The organism is Stenotrophomonas sp. ZAC14A_NAIMI4_1 (assembly GCF_003086915.1).
Taxonomy (GTDB): domain Bacteria; phylum Pseudomonadota; class Gammaproteobacteria; order Xanthomonadales; family Xanthomonadaceae; genus Stenotrophomonas.
Genome location: NZ_CP026002.1, coordinates 963958 through 979460 on the forward strand (window position 1 = coordinate 963958; position 15503 = coordinate 979460).

General features: G+C 67.5%; 16 protein-coding genes. 11 read left to right on the forward strand and 5 right to left on the reverse strand.

Going from position 1 to position 15503, the window contains the following annotated elements; translation table 11 throughout:
* Window positions 1–11: 11 nt before the first annotated feature.
* Window positions 12–869, reverse strand: coding sequence for a hypothetical protein (locus C1926_RS04425; protein ID WP_108745720.1), 858 nt, complete (start codon window positions 867–869; stop codon window positions 12–14).
* Between the two features lie 44 nt (window positions 870–913).
* Between C1926_RS04425 and C1926_RS04430 the strand changes: the two genes are divergently transcribed.
* The 3 genes from C1926_RS04430 (at window position 914) to C1926_RS04440 (ending at window position 3010) form a co-directional block, all read left to right on the forward strand.
* A complete protein-coding gene (locus C1926_RS04430) occupies window positions 914–1585 on the forward strand; it encodes a CocE/NonD family hydrolase (RefSeq protein WP_108745721.1) in 672 nt (223 codons plus the stop codon).
* Window positions 1582–2682: a cell division protein ZapE gene (gene zapE, locus C1926_RS04435; RefSeq protein WP_079224839.1), complete on the forward strand. Its 1101-nt coding sequence runs from the start codon at window positions 1582–1584 to the stop codon at window positions 2680–2682. Before C1926_RS04430 ends, zapE begins: the two co-directional genes overlap by 4 nt.
* Before the next feature lie 67 nt (window positions 2683–2749).
* A complete protein-coding gene (locus C1926_RS04440; RefSeq protein ID WP_108758352.1) occupies window positions 2750–3010 on the forward strand; it encodes a hypothetical protein in 261 nt (86 codons plus the stop codon).
* A 235-nt stretch (window positions 3011–3245) separates the two neighbouring features.
* Here the strand turns inward: C1926_RS04440 and C1926_RS04445 are convergent, their stop codons facing one another.
* The gene (locus C1926_RS04445) at window positions 3246–4043 is read right to left on the reverse strand and encodes a DUF2884 family protein (RefSeq protein WP_108758353.1); all 798 of its coding nucleotides are present in this window, start codon (window positions 4041–4043) and stop codon (window positions 3246–3248) included.
* Between the two features lie 567 nt (window positions 4044–4610).
* Here C1926_RS04445 and C1926_RS04450 point away from each other — a divergent pair.
* Together C1926_RS04450 and C1926_RS04455 are read left to right on the forward strand one after the other, a co-directional pair.
* On the forward strand, window positions 4611–7022 hold the full coding sequence (locus C1926_RS04450) for a ribonucleoside-diphosphate reductase subunit alpha (RefSeq protein WP_079224842.1): 2412 nt from the start codon (window positions 4611–4613) through the stop codon (window positions 7020–7022).
* 127 nt (window positions 7023–7149) lie between these two features.
* A complete protein-coding gene (locus C1926_RS04455; RefSeq protein ID WP_108758354.1) occupies window positions 7150–8169 on the forward strand; it encodes a ribonucleotide-diphosphate reductase subunit beta in 1020 nt (339 codons plus the stop codon).
* Between the two features lie 173 nt (window positions 8170–8342).
* On the opposite strand, the gene C1926_RS04460 is transcribed toward C1926_RS04455, so the two are convergent.
* Window positions 8343–9134 (reverse strand): hypothetical protein, encoded by a 792-nt coding sequence (locus C1926_RS04460; RefSeq protein WP_159095031.1) that lies wholly within the window; start codon window positions 9132–9134, stop codon window positions 8343–8345.
* A 450-nt stretch (window positions 9135–9584) separates the two neighbouring features.
* On the opposite strand from C1926_RS04460, the gene C1926_RS04465 reads away from it, so the two are divergent.
* The 4 genes from C1926_RS04465 (at window position 9585) to C1926_RS04480 (ending at window position 12582) form a co-directional block, all read left to right on the forward strand.
* Entirely contained in the window at window positions 9585–9836 is a 252-nt protein-coding gene (locus C1926_RS04465; RefSeq protein WP_108758356.1) for a hypothetical protein, read from the forward strand.
* A gap of 140 nt (window positions 9837–9976) precedes the next feature.
* A complete protein-coding gene (locus C1926_RS04470) occupies window positions 9977–10399 on the forward strand; it encodes an acyl-CoA thioesterase (protein ID WP_079224850.1) in 423 nt (140 codons plus the stop codon).
* A gap of 43 nt (window positions 10400–10442) precedes the next feature.
* Window positions 10443–11249 carry an NAD-dependent protein deacetylase gene (locus C1926_RS04475; RefSeq protein WP_108758357.1) on the forward strand — a complete coding sequence of 269 codons (807 nt, stop codon included), beginning with the start codon at window positions 10443–10445 and terminating at the stop codon, window positions 11247–11249.
* Window positions 11250–11478: 229 nt separating this feature from the next.
* Window positions 11479–12582, forward strand: a complete 1104-nt coding sequence (locus C1926_RS04480; protein WP_108758358.1) for an NADH:flavin oxidoreductase/NADH oxidase — start codon at window positions 11479–11481, stop codon at window positions 12580–12582.
* Window positions 12583–12585: 3 nt separating this feature from the next.
* Here the strand turns inward: C1926_RS04480 and C1926_RS04485 are convergent, their stop codons facing one another.
* On the reverse strand, window positions 12586–13497 hold the full coding sequence (locus C1926_RS04485; RefSeq protein WP_108758359.1) for a LysR family transcriptional regulator: 912 nt from the start codon (window positions 13495–13497) through the stop codon (window positions 12586–12588).
* Window positions 13498–13619: 122 nt separating this feature from the next.
* Here C1926_RS04485 and C1926_RS04490 point away from each other — a divergent pair, with 122 nt between their 5' ends.
* Both C1926_RS04490 and purU read left to right on the forward strand, forming a co-directional pair.
* On the forward strand, window positions 13620–13874 hold the full coding sequence (locus C1926_RS04490) for a DUF2798 domain-containing protein (protein ID WP_216822044.1): 255 nt from the start codon (window positions 13620–13622) through the stop codon (window positions 13872–13874).
* A gap of 60 nt (window positions 13875–13934) precedes the next feature.
* A complete protein-coding gene (gene purU / locus C1926_RS04495; RefSeq protein ID WP_079224860.1) occupies window positions 13935–14786 on the forward strand; it encodes a formyltetrahydrofolate deformylase in 852 nt (283 codons plus the stop codon).
* An 86-nt stretch (window positions 14787–14872) separates the two neighbouring features.
* Here purU and pncA read toward each other — a convergent pair whose 3' ends face one another.
* Entirely contained in the window at window positions 14873–15499 is a 627-nt protein-coding gene (gene pncA / locus C1926_RS04500; protein WP_108758361.1) for a bifunctional nicotinamidase/pyrazinamidase, read from the reverse strand.
* Between the last annotated feature and the right edge of the window lie 4 nt (window positions 15500–15503).

The following is a 15503-nucleotide window of genomic DNA, read 5'->3' on the forward strand; positions in this document are numbered from 1 at the left end:
GCGACCTTCTTTCACCCCCAGGCGATCAACCCGATCGCCAGCACCGCCAGCGCCAGCCCGGCGCGGTTCCACTTCGTGGTGGCCTCGCCGAAGGCGAACACGCCCACCAGCGCGCCCAGCACCACCACGCCGATGTTCATGCCGGCGAACACGGTGGCCGGGCTGTCCGGCATCGACTGGTGCGCGTGCACATAGAACAGGATGTTGCCGCCGTTGAGCAGGCCCAGCAGCGCGCCGGCGCCCAGGTTGCGCCAGGCCAGCCGGCTGCGGCCGCTGGCATGCCGCCACAGCTGCAGCGCCAGCATCAGCACGAAGGCCACGCTGAAGCTGGCCAGCACCGCCGCCATCGACGGCGTGCCCGACAGCGCCACCTGCTTGAGCAGCACGTCCACCACGGCAAAGCCGCCCCACACGCCCAGCAGCCAGCCCCAGCCACCGGGCGAGGCCGCCACCGCCGGCCCACGCGGGCGCAGGCTGATGGCCACCATCGCCAGCAGGCCCAGGCCCAGCCCGGCCAGCTTCCACGGCGTGGCCGTCTGGCCGAAGAACAGGAAGGCTGCGGCCAGCGACAGCAGCAGCGACAGGCGCTGGGCCACATCGCTGCGCACGATGCCGGCCACCGCCACCGCGCGGCCCAGCACCAGGAAGATCGACGGCAGCACCACCGCCAGCGCCAGCAGCGACACCCATGGCGCATGCGGCGCGCGCAGCGCCTCCAGCGGCGGCTGCAGCACCACGGCAGTGAGGGTGGCGGCCACCAGGTAGTTCCAGGTCACCATCTGCGGCACGTCCAGCGCGCGGCGGTTGGCCAGCTTCAACAACACCGAAACCAGCACACTGCAGATCACGGCCAGGGACAGGTAGAGCATGGGGCGGGGCACAGGGCAGGGGCGGGGGACGGTATCATGGTGCCATGCACAAGCCCTCGTTCCCCGTCGCCCCCGGCGAAACCGCCTGCCTCGTACTGGACGGCCCGGCCGGCCCGCTGGAAGTGGTCGTCGACCTGCCCAAGGCCGACGTGCCGGTGCAGCCGATCGTGGCCATCGTCTGCCACCCGCTGTCCACCGAAGGCGGCACCCTGCACAACAAGGTGGTCACCATGGCCGCCACCACCCTGCGCGAGCAGGGCATCGCCACGGTGCGCTTCAACTTCCGCAGCGTGGGCGGTTCGGCCGGCAGCTTCGACCATGGCGTGGGCGAACAGGACGACCTGAAGGCCGTCACCGCCTGGGTGCGCAGCCAGCGCCCGGACGACCGCCTGTGGCTGGCCGGTTTCAGCTTCGGTTCCTTCGTTTCGCTGAAGGCCGCGGGCGAACTGCAGCCGGAAGCGCTGATCTCGATCGCGCCGCCGGCTGGCCGCTGGGATTTCAGCGGCGTGCAGCCGCCGGCCCGCTGGCTGGTCATCCAGGGCGAGCAGGACGAGATCGTCGACCCGCAGGCCGTCTACCAGTGGCTGGAAACGCTGGATGCCCCGCATGAGCTGGTGCGCATGCCCGAAACCAGCCACTTCTTCCACCGCAAGCTGATCGACCTGCGCGGCGCGCTCACCCACGGCGTCAAGCACTGGCTGGGCGCGGCGGCATGAGCGAGCAGGCGTTGACCCCGTCGCAGCGGTACGCGGCCGGGGTTGCCAGCGGCGACTGGCAGGACGATCCGGCCCAGCATGCGGCCCTGGCCGAACTGGACCGCATCCACCTGGGCCTGGTCGACAGCGCCGAGGACGGCTGGCTGGACCGCCTGTCCTCGTTCTGGAAGAAGCCCGAGCCGGTGAAGGGCCTGTACTTCTGGGGCGGCGTCGGCCGTGGCAAGACCTTCCTGGTGGACCTGTTCTACGACGGCCTGCCGATCAAGCAGAAGTACCGCACGCACTTCCACCGCTTCATGCGCAGCGTCCACGAGCGCCTGCGCGAGCACCAGGGGCAGAGCGACCCGCTGGCGAAGATCGCCCAGGAATGGCGCAGCAACCTGCGCGTGCTGGTGCTGGACGAGTTCTTCGTCACCGACATCGGCGATGCGATGCTGCTGGCGCGCCTGCTCGAGCGCCTCTTCGCCGAGGGCGTGACCCTGGTGACCACCTCCAATACGGCGGTGGAGAACCTGTATCTGAACGGCCTGCAGCGCGAGAGCTTCATGCCGGCCATCGGCCTGCTGCAGCGCTACTGCGTGGAGCTGTACGCCGAGGGCACCGAGGATTACCGCATGCGCGCGCTGACCCGCTCGCCGGTGTACCGCGCGCCGCTGGCGGCCGACAGCGATGGCTGGCTGGCCAGCCGTTGGGGCGAACTGAGCGGCGGGCAGCCGGCCAAGGCCGGCAACATCGAGATCGAGGGCCGCAAGATTGCGGTGCGGGGCCGCGGCAAGAGCATCGCCTGGTTCGATTTCGCCGCCCTCTGCGAAGGCCCGCGCGGCCCGTCGGATTACATCGAGATCGCGCACGAGTTCAACACGGTGCTGCTGGGCGGCATTCCTGCCTTCGACCGCCTGAACGAAGATGCCGCGCGCCGCTTCGTGAACCTGATCGACGAACTGTACGACCGCCACGTCAACCTGGTCTGCACCGCCAGCACCTCGCCGGTGGAGCTGTATGCCGGCGAGCGCCTGCAGGGCGCGTTCGAGCGCACCGCCTCGCGCCTGATTGAAATGCAGAGCGCGGAGTACCTGGGCACACCGCACCGGGCGTGACCGGATCCGCTGGTTGTAGAGCCGAGCCTATGCTCGGCTGCTTCAAGTATTCCGGTAAGGGTGATTCATGAGCCAGGAAATCGACAAGCACGTTGCGCGAGCCCTCGTTGACCTCGCCATATTTCTCGAGTTTTCGGCGGATGATGTATTGGATCCCGATGCTGCAATCCAGCGGCTCGAACAACTGGCTTCGACACTGCAAATGATGGACTTGGAATCCCAATCATCGTTGTGCTCGCAGTTCAGAAGCATCGCAATGGACTATTCAGATGAGCAGGCAGTCTTTGTGAAAAGCCTGGGCGAAGCGCTGGGGCTGATCGAGAAGTAGTTCACTCGTCTCCAGGAGCCCAGATTCTTCTGGTATCCGGGCTGTCTGCCGGCCAGCGGCCGGCACTACCCCGCAGCGCCCCCGGTAGTGCCGGCCGCTGGCCGGCATCCACGCCGGGCTTACCGGCTATCGGGCATGAACGATTCTGTAGAGCCGAGCCTATGCTCGGCTGCTTCTGAATGACGTGCCGAAAGGCAGCCGAGCGCGGGCTCGGCTCTACAACAGCACGGCGCGGCTATCGGCTCGGCGCCACCGCATCGTCCTGCGGCTGTTCGCGCACGCTGGCCGCCGCCTGCAGGCTGTCGCTGCGCTCGATCAGCCGCAGCGGCTGCCCTTGGTAGCGCACCTCCAGCGCGTCGTGGGCCTCGGCCACGGCGGCCACCAGCGGGCACAGCGCCTGCGCCTTGGCTTCCAGCTGCTGGCTGCGGGCCTCCATGCGGCGGTCGACTTCCGCATCCAGGCGGTCGGCGCGGCGCTCCATGGCTTCGCCACGGCCGGTGAACACCTGCCACAGCACGCTGCGGGTCATCGAGCTGGCCATGCTCTCGGCCATCTGCTCGATGTGTTCGTCGAAACCCTCGCCGAAGGTGGCCTGTTCCCAGTAGCCGCGGCCCAGGCTGCCGTCGATCCAGCCCTCCATCTCGCCCCGCATCGCACGCATCTGGCGGTTGCGGCGCTTGCCGGTGATGGCCTCGAAGGCGGCATCCAGCGCATCGAAGGTGACCCCGCTCACTTCATGCGCCAGCGCCGTGGCCGCCGGCATCAGCTGCCGCGCCCCGGCCTCCATCTGCCGCAGGCGGGCGGCGTCGGCCTCGCTGACCGGCACGACCGTGTTGTCCAGGCTCAGCACGCCATCGTGGAACACCACCTCGTGCGGCGCCTGCGGGCCGTGCCGCAGCCAGACGCCGCCACTGTCCACCAGCACGTCGTAGTCGGTGCGCATGCCGCACTGGTCGGCGCTCAGCGTCGTGCCGTCGCCGGCCAACGCCGGGGCGGCGGCCAGGCAGGCCAGCAGGGTCAGGGGCAGGCGCATGGTGGAGTCCTTTCCGGTCAGAGCAGGGCCCCAGCATCCCGCGCCCGCAAGGCGCCGTCACCGGCCGGAAGTCACTGGCCGACGGTCATCCATCCGGCCATACCGGCTTTCCCACCGGCTGCCCACCACCTATCCACAGGGTTGTCCCTAGCCAGCTTCGTCACTGTCATGTGAAGCTGTCATTGTTCCGTTTCCGCAGCACGTTGTACCGCCGATGTGACGCCTTCCGGGCTTGACTGCGCAGCCCGTTCCGGCAGGTCCAAAGCGTCCAGACGCGGCGCCGATGGCATGATCCTTGCGCCGCAAGGGATTACCAAATTTCACTACATTTGGCGTTGACGGCCCCCATCACCCCCACTATCTTGTGGCCGTCGGTCGCAACGACCCCATGTCTTGGGGTCCGCAACGGGGCACTACCGCAGTACCCGCCAGCGATCGTCAACCGGCAGTGGAAGGCGCAGGGTCTCATCTCCTGCGACGCCGTCCTGCCACCCTGGGCTGTCATGTCCCGGGTCGAGCAACCCTGATGCATACAGCACCCCCAATCACGCCAAGAGGACACACGCCGTGACCACCGAATCCAGCGCCACCATCGAGAAGGAAAGCGAGTTCCTGCTGACGTCGCCGCCGACGGCCAACGCGATGAGCGTGACCAAGCGCAACGGCACGACCGAGCTGGTGGATCTGAACAAGATCGTGCGCGCGGTGCAGCGTTCCTCCGAAGGCCTGCACGCCGTCGATCCGATGCGCGTGGCCACCCGCACCATCTCCGGCCTGTACAACGGCGCCACCACCCGCGAGCTGGACGAACTGTCCATCCGCACCGCCGCCCTGCTGATCGGTGAAGAGCCAGAGTACGGCCGCCTTGCGGCGCGCCTGCTGGCCAACTACATCGCCAAGGAAGTGTCGGGCCAGGAAATCTACGCCTTCTCGCAGTCGGTCGGCCGTGGCCACGAAGTGGGCCTGATCAACGACCGCCTGCTGAACTTCGTGCAGACCAACGCACGCAAGCTCAACGATGCCATCGACATCTCGCTGGACCTGAACTTCGATTACTTCGGCCTGCGTACCCTGTACGACCGCTACCTGCTGCGCCACCCGCACACCCGCAAGGTGATCGAGACCCCGCAGCAGTTCTTCCTGCGCATCGCCAGCGCGCTGAGCGAGGACGTGGCCGAGGCCCTGGCGCTGTACAAGCGCATGGGCAACCTGGACTACCTGCCGTCCAGCCCGACCCTGTTCAACTCCGGCACCACCCACGAGCAGCTGTCCTCGTGCTTCCTGCTGGATTCGCCGCAGGATTCGCTGGAATCGATCTACTCCAAGTACGGCGACATCGCCCAGCTGTCCAAGTTCTCCGGCGGCATCGGCGTCAGCTACACCCGCGTGCGTTCGCGTGGTTCGCTCATCAAGTCCACCAACGGCCACTCCAACGGCATCGTGCCGTGGCTGAAGACCATGGATTCGTCCGTGGCTGCGGTGAACCAGGGCGGCAAGCGCAAGGGCGCGGCCTGCGTCTACCTGGAAACCTGGCACGCCGACATCGAGGATTTCCTCGAGCTGCGTGACAACACCGGTGACGAATCGCGCCGTGCGCACAACCTGAACCTGGCCAACTGGATCCCGGACCTGTTCATGAAGCGCGTCGAGGCCGACCAGGAATGGTCGCTGTTCGATCCGCGCGTCGTGCCGGAGTTCACCGACCTGTTCGGCGAAGCCTTCGAGGCCGCCTACCTGCAGGCCGAAGCACAGGGCAAGGCCAACCGCACCATCTCCGCGCGCAAGCTGTACTCGCGGATGATGCGCACGCTGGCCGAGACCGGCAACGGCTGGATGACCTTCAAGGACAAGTGCAACCGCGCCAGCAACCAGACCCTGCGCGCCGGCAACGTCATCCACCTGTCCAACCTGTGCACCGAAATCCTGGAAGTCACCTCGGCTGAAGAGACCGCAGTGTGCAACCTGGGTTCGATCAACCTGGGCAACCACTTCGACGGCAACGGCGAGTTCGATTTCGACAAGCTGGCCGACACCGTGCGCTTGGCCGTGCGCCAGCTCGACCGCGTGATCGACCTGAACTTCTACCCGATCGAATCGGCGCGCCGCGGCAACCTGCGCTGGCGTCCGGTCGGCCTGGGCTGCATGGGCCTGCAGGACGTGTTCTTCCGCAAGCGCCTGCCGTTCGATGGCGCCGAAGCACGCGCGCTGTCGAAGAAGATCGCCGAGACCATCTACTTCCACGCGCTGGAAACCTCGGTTGAACTGGCCCAGGAACGCGGCAAGCACCCGTCCTTCGCCGACACCCGTGCGGCCAGCGGCGAGCTGCAGTTCGATGCCTGGAACGTGGTGCCTGAAGATGCCGAGCGTTGGGATACCCTGCGCGAGCGCATCAAGGAACACGGCCTGCGCAACTCGCTGATGATCGCCATTGCCCCGACCGCGACCATCGCCTCGATTGCCGGCTGCTACGAGTGCGTCGAACCGCAGGTGTCCAACCTGTTCAAGCGCGAAACCCTGTCCGGTGACTTCCTGCAGGTCAACCGCTACCTGGTGAACGAGCTGAAGAAGCTGGGCCACTGGACCCCGGAAATGCGCGACGCCATCAAGCTGGCCGAAGGCTCGATCCAGGGCATCACCCAGATTCCGGAAACGCTGCGCCACGTCTACCGCACCGCGTGGGAACTGCCGATGCGTTCGCTGATCGACATGGCCGCTGACCGTGGCGCCTTCATCGACCAGTCCGCCTCGCTCAACCTGTTCATGGAAAGCCCGAACATCGGCGCGATGTCCTCCATGTACATGTACGCCTGGAAGCAGGGCATCAAGACCACCTACTACCTGCGTTCGCGCCCGGCCACCAAGATCGCCAAGACCACGGTCAGCCACACCGCCACCGCAGCGCCGGAAAAGGTGTTCAGCCCGGAAGAGGCCATCGCCTGCTCGCTGGAAAACCCGGAAGCCTGCGAGGCCTGCCAATAAAACGCGCCGTGCCGGCCCCGCCGGCACCTCGCACCTGTAGAGCCGAGCCATGCTCGGCTGCGGAAAAACACCCACGGTAGCGCCGGGCCATGCCCGGCGGCTCACCCAGGAATTCAAGGAAACACCCATGGCCGACAAGCCCAAGCAGATGCTGCTCGATCCCGGTTTTGAACTGACCCTGCGCCCGATGCGCTACCCGCAGTTCTATGACATGTACCGGAACGCGATCAAGAACACCTGGACGGTGGAAGAGATCAACTTCCAGATCGACATCAGCGACCTGCACAGCAAGATGTCGCCGGGTGAGCGCCACCTGATCCACCGCCTGGTCGCGTTCTTCGCCACCGGCGATTCGATCGTGTCCAACAATCTGGTGCTGAACCTGTACCAGCACCTCAACGCGCCCGAAGCGCGCATGTACCTGTCGCGCCAGCTGTATGAAGAAGCGCTGCACGTGCAGTTCTACCTGACCCTGCTGGACAACTACCTGCCGGATCCGGACGAGCGCGCCAAAGCCTTCGACGCGGTGGAGAACATCGACTCGATCAAGAAGAAGGCCGATTTCTGCTTCAAGTGGATCGATTCGATCCAGAGCCTGAAGCGCATCGAGACCCGCGAAGAGCGTCGCCAGTTCCTGCTGAACCAGATCTGCTTCGCCGCGTGCATCGAAGGCCTGTTCTTCTTCGCCGCCTTCGCTTACGTCTACTACTTCCGTTCGCGTGGCCTGCTCAACGGCCTGGCCTCGGGCACCAACTGGGTGTTCCGCGACGAAAGCGCGCACATGGATTTCGCCTTCGAGTGCGTGGACGTGATCCGCGAGGAAGAGCCGGACCTGTTCGACGACAAGATGAAGCAGGATGTCTACGACATGCTGGCCGAAGCGATCGAGTGCGAAGTGCAGTTCGCCGAGGACGTGCTGTCCGGTGGCGTGGCGGGCATCTCCACCCGTGACATGCGCCAGTACCTGCAGCACTGCGCCGACAACCATTTCCATCGCCTGGGCATGGAGCGCAAGTACAACGTGCGCAACCCGCTGAGCTTCATGGAACTGCAGGACGTGCAGGAACTGACCAACTTCTTCGAACGCCGCGCCTCGGCCTACCAGGTCGGCGTGCAGGGCGAAGTCGCCTTCGACATGAACTTCTGATCGAACCGGTCAGGTCTGTCGCAACGAGAAACCCCGGCAATGCCGGGGTTTTTTGTTTCTGTAGAGTCGAGCTTGCTCGACTGCTCTGCGCGAACGGCAGTCGAGCAAGCTCGACTCTACAACCTCGCCTTCGACACGAACTTCTGATCGCGCAACGTCGCGCGTCAGAACACTCACAAGTGGCGGTGCGCCACCTGCATGCGTTGACCGCACTGATCGCTGATGGCTTGGACGAATGCCAGCATGTCGTGGCCCGTGCCGCCTTCGAACTGGATGAAATGCCAGCCGATGCCCAGGCCTGCGTACCAGTCCAGATCCAGGATGCGGTACCGCGCATCTGCGTCGGGCGGGCTCCACTGCACATTGATGTCGTCGTAGGCCGCGCCAATGAAATCGGTGTGGTCTCCAAACGGTGGGAAGTCTTCGCGGTCCTCATGTTCGCCCGGCACACGCGGCGGCACCGTCCCTTCCCCCGCCACCACGAACGGCGGCTCGTCAGCGTGCACCTGGAACAGGCGGATGCTCAGGTCGTCAAGGTCGCCGTCGGGGTAGAGCGCGCGCATGCCCGGGCCTGCCCGGTAACGCGGGCTGTACCACGCGCACTGCGCGTGGTTGTCGAACAGCAGCGCAGGGTCCAGCGCAATGCCGTGCGCGCGCAGGTGCTGCACGCATGCCTCCACGCTTCCGTGGCAATCCACCTGCAAGCTGGTCGGCAGATTCCCCGCGCGGATGTGGCTGGCCACCACGTCGGCCGCGCACTGCCACGCCGGGTCATGGAGCCAGCCGCTGGCACCGGTCCCTTGGGCAATGGCATAGCTGAGCATGTGCAGGGCGTGGAACGGCACCTGGGCTCCCACGGGTGGAAGCAGGAGGCCTGCCTGCAGCATCCACTTTTCCAGCGCCTGTAGATCCGGCCCCGGCAGGTGGGGTGCTGCGGGAAAGACAAAACAATCGTGTTCGGACATGGACAACCGTAATGGCAACAGGGACTTGGCAGTGTTCGCACCACGCACGGCATGCGTCAACGACGCGGGTCGCAGGACGCGGCACTACGCTACCGGGTGGGCATTGACGCAATCCGCATCGATGGTCGATTGCGACGCAATGCGCCGGCTCTGCCGGCAATGTGCCGGCATGTCGCGTAAGCCACTGGAAACACGCGGTTTCCGCTGCACATCATGGCGCGCTGCTGGCGAACCAGCAGCCGGGACTGCAATCCCGAATCCTATCGACTGATACGCTCGTCAACCGTCGTCGGCAACTGTCCGGCGGCGGTTGGCGACCCGTCGTACTTCTGCGGCGGGCGGTGCGTGGAGGCCTTGTGCCTTCCGGTTTTTCAGTCGATAGACCGGGATTGCAGCCACGCATCGTCCGCCACCCTCACCGGTGGCCTGATCCGTAATGGAGGCACCACCATGAGTACCGATCCGACGAACGCGCACGAACTCAACCACCTGCTGCTGCGCCTGCGCCGCCTGATGCAGGGCATCGAAGGCACCGCACTGCTGCTCTGCGACCACCAGCTTGCCCAGGCCAACGGCAGCACCTCGCCACTGCACGGCAAGCAACCGGCCGAAGCCACCCACGCCATGCTGTGTCTGGCCATCAACGGTCGCCGCTGCGCGGAAACCGTGGAACGACTGGTTGCCGGACCAACCGTGCACTGACGGTAGCGCCGGGCCACGCCCGGCGGGTTCCATCCGCCGCGCTGTGCAATTCGCCGGGCGTGGCCCGGCGCTACCGCCTTCCACACCCTCGGCGGGGCCCCGGTCTTACAATTGCCGCACCCCACACCGATGGCCCCGCCATGACCCCCATTCCCGAAACCGTGCCGCCCATCGAAGTGCGCATGGCCGAAATCGTCTTCCCCAACCACACCAACCACATGGGCACCCTGTTCGGTGGCCAGGCGCTGGCGTGGATGGACAAGGCCGCCTTCCTGGCCGCCGCCCGCTATTCGCGCCGCACCGTGGTGACCGCGCGCAGCGACCAGGTCGATTTCAAGCTGCCCATCCGCATCGGCCAGATGGTGGAAACCGTGGGCCGCATCGTCGAAGTAGGCCGCAGCTCGATGAAGGTCGAAGTGGAACTGATTGCCGAAGACCTGCACAGCGGCGAGCGCAAGCTGTGCACGCGCGGCCACTTCGTGATGATCGCACTGGGTGACGACGGCCAGCCGACCGCCGTGCCGCGCCTGCCGGGCACCCCGGCGGCCGACCCGGCCAGCTGACCACGCGCTTGCGGGGGTGCCCACGCGCCCCCATTTTGCTGTCATGACCCCGCCGCTGACCGATTTCATCGACCGTGCCCAACGCCTGTTCGTGCTGACCGGCGCCGGCTGCAGCACGGCCTCGGGCATCCCCGATTACCGCGATACCGACGGCCAGTGGAAGCGCACGCCGCCAGTGACCTACCAGGCCTTCATGGGCGAGGCGGCCACCCGCCAGCGCTACTGGGCGCGCAGCCTGCTGGGCTGGCCGCGCTTCGGCCTGGCCCGGCCCAACGGCACCCACCAGGCACTGGCCGCGCTGGAAGCCCGCGGCACGCTGCAGGTGCTGCTGACCCAGAACGTGGACGGCCTACACCAGCGTGCGGGCAGCCGGAACGTGATCGACCTGCACGGGCGGCTGGACCTGGTGCGCTGCATGGGCTGCGAACGCCGCAGCGGGCGCGAGGATTTCCAGCAGCGCCTGCTTGATGCCAACCCGGGCTGGGACGCGCTGGAAGCGGGCATTGCCCCGGATGGCGACGCGGATCTGGAAACCGACTTTTCCGCCTTCGTGGTGCCGGATTGCCCGTACTGCGGCGGCCTGTTGAAGCCGGACGTCGTGTTCTTCGGCGAAAACGTGCCGCGCGAGCGCGTAGCGGCCGTGCATGAGCACCTGCAGCAGGCCGACGCCGTGCTGGTGGTGGGTTCCTCGCTGATGGTCTATTCCGGCTTCCGCTTCGTGCAGGCCGCCGCCAAGGCCGGGCTGCCGGTGGCGGCGCTGAACCGCGGCCGCACCCGCGCCGATGACCTGCTGCAGTTCAAGGATGAACGGGACTGCGCGGAGGCGTTGGCGGGCTTCGTGACCCGGTAGAGTCGACTGTCAGTCGACTTCCGCGCGCAGCGCGGGGTGTTCGGGCGCATCGCGGAAAGCAGTCGACTGACAGTCGACTCTACCGTTCATCGCCCCGTGCAGCCGGTAGCGCCGGGCCATGCCCGGCGAGCGCGCGATGCGCCGCCGCGAAACAGCGATCCATCCAGATGGTTGATCCGCAGGCCGCGCAGCGGTGCAATACGCACCCCCTCCGCATGTCCTGACCGTCTTGAGCCAGCTGTTCTCGCCGATGTCCCTCGGCCCCCTGACCCTGCCCAACCGCATCGTGATCGCGCCGATGTGCCAGTACTCCGCCGAAGATGGCCGCGCCAGCGATTGGCACGCCATGCACCTGGGCAACCTGGCGCAGTCCGGCGCGGGCCTGCTGATCCTGGAAGCCACCGCGGTCGAGCCGCGCGGGCGCATCAGCTGGGCCGACCTGGGCCTGTGGGATGACGGCACCGAGGCCGCCCTGGCGCAGGTGCTGGCCAGCGTCCGCCGCTGGTCGTCGATGCCGCTGGGCATCCAGCTGGCCCACGCCGGCCGCAAGGCCTCCACCGCCCGTCCGTGGGACGGTGGCCGCCAGCTGCCGGCCGACGATGCCAACGGCTGGGCCACCGTCGCCCCGTCGCCGGTACCGTTCCACGCCACCGATCCGGCGCCCGAGGCGCTGGATGAAGCCGGCATCGCCGAGATCATCGCTGCCTTCGCCGCCAGCGCGGTGCGTGCCGAGCGCCTGGGCTTCGAGCTGATCGAGATCCACGCCGCGCACGGTTACCTGCTGCACCAGTTCCTGTCCCCGCTCAGCAACCGCCGCACCGACGGCTACGGTGGCTCGCTGCCGAACCGCCTGCGCCTGCTGGTGGAGGTGTTCGATGCGGTGCGTGCAGCGGTGTCGGACAAGATGGCCGTGGGCGTGCGCATTTCCGCCACCGACTGGGTCGACGGCGGCTGGGACCTGGTGCAGAGCGAAGCGCTGGCGCAGATCCTGGATGCGCGTGGCTGCAACTTCCTGCACGTGTCCAGCGGCGGCCTCGATGAGTGCCAGAAGATCAGCGTCGGCCCGGGCTACCAGGTGCCGTTCGCGGCGGCCATCAAGGCCAAGAAGCTGCGCATGCCGGTCATCGCGGTGGGCCTGATCACCGAGCCGGAACAGGCCGAATCGATCCTGCGCCACAACCAGGCCGATGCCATCGGGCTGGCCCGCGGCATCCTGTACGACCCGCGCTGGCCGTGGCACGCCGCCGCCGCGCTGGGTGACAGCGTGGTGCCGTCGCCGCAGTACCTGCGCTGCGAGCCGCGCGAAGCACGCAACGTGTTCCGCGCGCGCTGAACCTCAGACCTGCCAGTCCGGTGCCATGCCGGCCTCCAGGTGCTCGAACAGCGCGCGGATCTTCGCGGTGAAATCGCGGCGGTCGCTCACGCAGAAGAACACCTCCATCGGTGCCGGCTGCCACGCGCTGGCCGGGCCGAACACCGCCTGCAGGCGGCCATCGCGCAGGTACGGTTCGGCCACGAACGCGGCCAGCCGGGTGATGCCCGCGCCTGCTGCCGCCAGCTCGGCCAGCGCGTCGATGTCATCGCAGACCATGCTCGGCGGCAGCGCCGCGTCCACCGGCTGGCCGTCCTTCAGCAGGCCCCAGCGCAGCGGCCGGCCATCGGTGGGGAAGCGGTGCAGCAGCCCGCGATGGCCGTTCAGTGCGGCCGGATCGCCCGGCGTGCCGTGCGCCTCCAGGTAGGCCGGCGAGGCACAGAACACGAACGGGATGCGCGCCAGCGGCCGTGCCACCAACCCGTCTTCCAGCTGCGCGCCGATGCGGATGCTGGCATCCACCGCCTCCGGCCCGTGCTGTACGGCGCGATCGCTCAGGCACAGTTCCAGCTGCAGTTGCGGGTAGCGCTGCTGCAGGCTGGGCAGTAGCGGCGCCAGCACGTGGCGGCCGAACGCGCTGCTGCTGGCGATGCGCAGCGGCCCGGACGGTTCGATGTCGCCGGCGGTGACCATCGCCTGCGCGCGCGCCAGGTCGGCCTCGATGTGCCGCACCTGCGCCAGGTACACCGCACCGGCCTCGCTGAGCGCCAGCTGCCGCGTGCTGCGGTTGAGCAGGCGCACGCCCAGGTGGGCTTCCAGCCGGTTGATGTTCTGGCCCACGGCGGTGGCGCTGATGCCGAGGTGGCGGGCCGCGGCGGCAATGCTGCCGGTCTCTGCGGTGCGGGTGAAGCTGCGGATGAGCTGCAACAGGTTCATGACCGACCAGCTTGCCATGCGGAAGGGCAAGTATCGCTTGGGTCTGTGCCAAGCGTGGCGGCGCTGTGCGCGGGCCACCGCACCGCTAGCCTGCCGGCCCCCTTCACTCGATGCGATATGCCATGTCCTACCCCCGATCGCCCCGCTGGAAGCTGCACGCCCGCAGCACGCCGTTTGTCTTCGCCTTCTTCATGGCCGGCCTGATGGCACTGCTGATGTGCCTGGTCATCACCGCCGCCAACGCCGGGCTGGGCAGCGGCTATCTGGCGCGGGTGATGGCCGCCTACCAGATGGCCATGCCGGTCGCGTTCTGCGGCGTGCTGCTGGTGCGCCCGCTGGTGGTGCGGCTGGTGGCGTTGACGGTGCATCCGCACTGAAGATCGGTTGCATCTGACAGCATTGTGCATCGCGGCAGGATGCTGCCCTACACTCGGGCGATGCGCCCCGATTCCATTCTTACCCTGTCCTGCCCCGACCGCACCGGTATCGTCTACCGCGTCTCGGGGCTGTTGTTCGACCACGGCTGCAACATCCTCGACGCCCAGCAGTTCGGCGATGAGGAGAGCGGCCGCTTCTTCCTGCGCGTGCATTTCGACCGCGACGCCAGCCTGCCGCTCGACACCGTGCACGCGGCGATGGCTGCACTGGCCGCCGACTACGGCATGGACTGGCAGCTGCACGACGGCCGCCGCCGCGCGCGCCTGCTGGTGCTGGTCAGCAAGCAGGGCCATTGCCTGAACGATCTGCTGTTCCGCGCCCACAGCGGGCAGCTGAAAGTGGACATCGCTGCGGTGGCATCGAATCACGCCGATTTCGCGCCGCTGGCCGCGTCCTACCAGGTGCCGTTCCACCACCTGCCGGTGAACGCCGAAACGCGCGCCGTGCAGGAACAGCAGATCATCGATCTGGTCGAGCGCGAGCGCATCGACCTGGTGGTGCTGGCGCGCTACATGCAGATCCTCTCGCCCACGCTGTGCCGCGCCCTGGCCGGCCGCGCGATCAACATCCACCACAGCTTTCTGCCCAGCTTCAAGGGCGCGCAGCCGTACCATCAGGCGCACGCGCGCGGGGTCAAGATCATCGGCGCCACCGCGCACTACGTCACCGAGGATCTGGACGAAGGCCCGATCATCGAACAGGACGTGGCCCGCGTGGACCACGCCATGGCACCGCGCGAACTGGTGCGGCTGGGCAGCGATACCGAATCGCAGGTGCTGGCGCGCGCCGTGCGCCGGCACGTGGAGCACCGCATCCTGCTCAACGGGCACCGCACGGTGGTGTTCCGGTAACCAACCATCCCGCGTCCGCCGGGCATGGCCCGGCTCTATCAACGGGCGTCATCCGGTAGCGCCGGGCCATGCCCGGCGGCCAGGCGTCAGGCGATCGCAATCCCCGCCTTGCCCAGCGACTCACGCACCATCGCGTCGTTGGCTTCGGTCACCGGCCGGGTCAGGTCCCACAGGAACTTCACCCGGAAGCCGGATTTCATCGCGTCCTGTGCGCTCCACAGCACGCAGTAATCGCGCGCCAGGCCGCACACATGCACCTCGCGGATGCGGCGCTCATGCAGCCAGCCGGCCAGGCCGGTCGGCGGGCGTTCGCCCTCCGGGCCGTGGTTCTCGCGGAACGCGCTGTACGAATCCACCTGCTGGCGCGTGCCCTTGCGCAGGATCAGGTCGGCCACGGTCCAGTCCACGCCCGGGTGCAGCGCGGCGCCGTCGCTGCCCTGCACGCAGTGGTCCGGCCACAGCGTCTGCGGCTGTGCATGCAGCAGGATGCTCTCGAACGGGCGCGTGCCCGGGTGCTGGCTGGCGAACGAGGCGTGGTCGGCCGGGTGCCAGTCCTGGGTGGCCACCACCGTGCGGTAGTGGCGCTGCGCCAGCAGCTCGGCAATCGGCGCCACCAGCGCGTCACCCTGGTCGCAGGCCAATGCGCCACCGGGCATGAAGTCCGGCTGCAGGTCGATCACCAGCAGGGCGACATCGGCGGGCAGGGCGGTCATGGCA

What these genes read in the sequence shown, in the direction of transcription:
- pncA (WP_108758361.1), bottom strand. Translation starts at nt 15,499, where the DNA reads ATGACCGCCCTGCCCGCCGATGTCGCCCTGCTGGTGATCGACCTGCAG.
- purU (WP_079224860.1), top strand. Translation starts at nt 13,935, where the DNA reads ATGCGCCCCGATTCCATTCTTACCCTGTCCTGCCCCGACCGCACCGGT.
- C1926_RS04475 (WP_108758357.1), top strand. Translation starts at nt 10,443, where the DNA reads ATGACCCCGCCGCTGACCGATTTCATCGACCGTGCCCAACGCCTGTTC.
- zapE (WP_079224839.1), top strand. Translation starts at nt 1,582, where the DNA reads ATGAGCGAGCAGGCGTTGACCCCGTCGCAGCGGTACGCGGCCGGGGTT.
- C1926_RS04470 (WP_079224850.1), top strand. Translation starts at nt 9,977, where the DNA reads ATGACCCCCATTCCCGAAACCGTGCCGCCCATCGAAGTGCGCATGGCC.
- C1926_RS04465 (WP_108758356.1), top strand. Translation starts at nt 9,585, where the DNA reads ATGAGTACCGATCCGACGAACGCGCACGAACTCAACCACCTGCTGCTG.
- C1926_RS04485 (WP_108758359.1), bottom strand. Translation starts at nt 13,497, where the DNA reads ATGAACCTGTTGCAGCTCATCCGCAGCTTCACCCGCACCGCAGAGACC.
- C1926_RS04460 (WP_159095031.1), bottom strand. Translation starts at nt 9,134, where the DNA reads ATGTCCGAACACGATTGTTTTGTCTTTCCCGCAGCACCCCACCTGCCG.
- C1926_RS04425 (WP_108745720.1), bottom strand. Translation starts at nt 869, where the DNA reads ATGCTCTACCTGTCCCTGGCCGTGATCTGCAGTGTGCTGGTTTCGGTG.
- C1926_RS04430 (WP_108745721.1), top strand. Translation starts at nt 914, where the DNA reads ATGCACAAGCCCTCGTTCCCCGTCGCCCCCGGCGAAACCGCCTGCCTC.
- C1926_RS04440 (WP_108758352.1), top strand. Translation starts at nt 2,750, where the DNA reads ATGAGCCAGGAAATCGACAAGCACGTTGCGCGAGCCCTCGTTGACCTC.
- C1926_RS04455 (WP_108758354.1), top strand. Translation starts at nt 7,150, where the DNA reads ATGGCCGACAAGCCCAAGCAGATGCTGCTCGATCCCGGTTTTGAACTG.
- C1926_RS04445 (WP_108758353.1), bottom strand. Translation starts at nt 4,043, where the DNA reads ATGCGCCTGCCCCTGACCCTGCTGGCCTGCCTGGCCGCCGCCCCGGCG.
- C1926_RS04490 (WP_216822044.1), top strand. Translation starts at nt 13,620, where the DNA reads ATGTCCTACCCCCGATCGCCCCGCTGGAAGCTGCACGCCCGCAGCACG.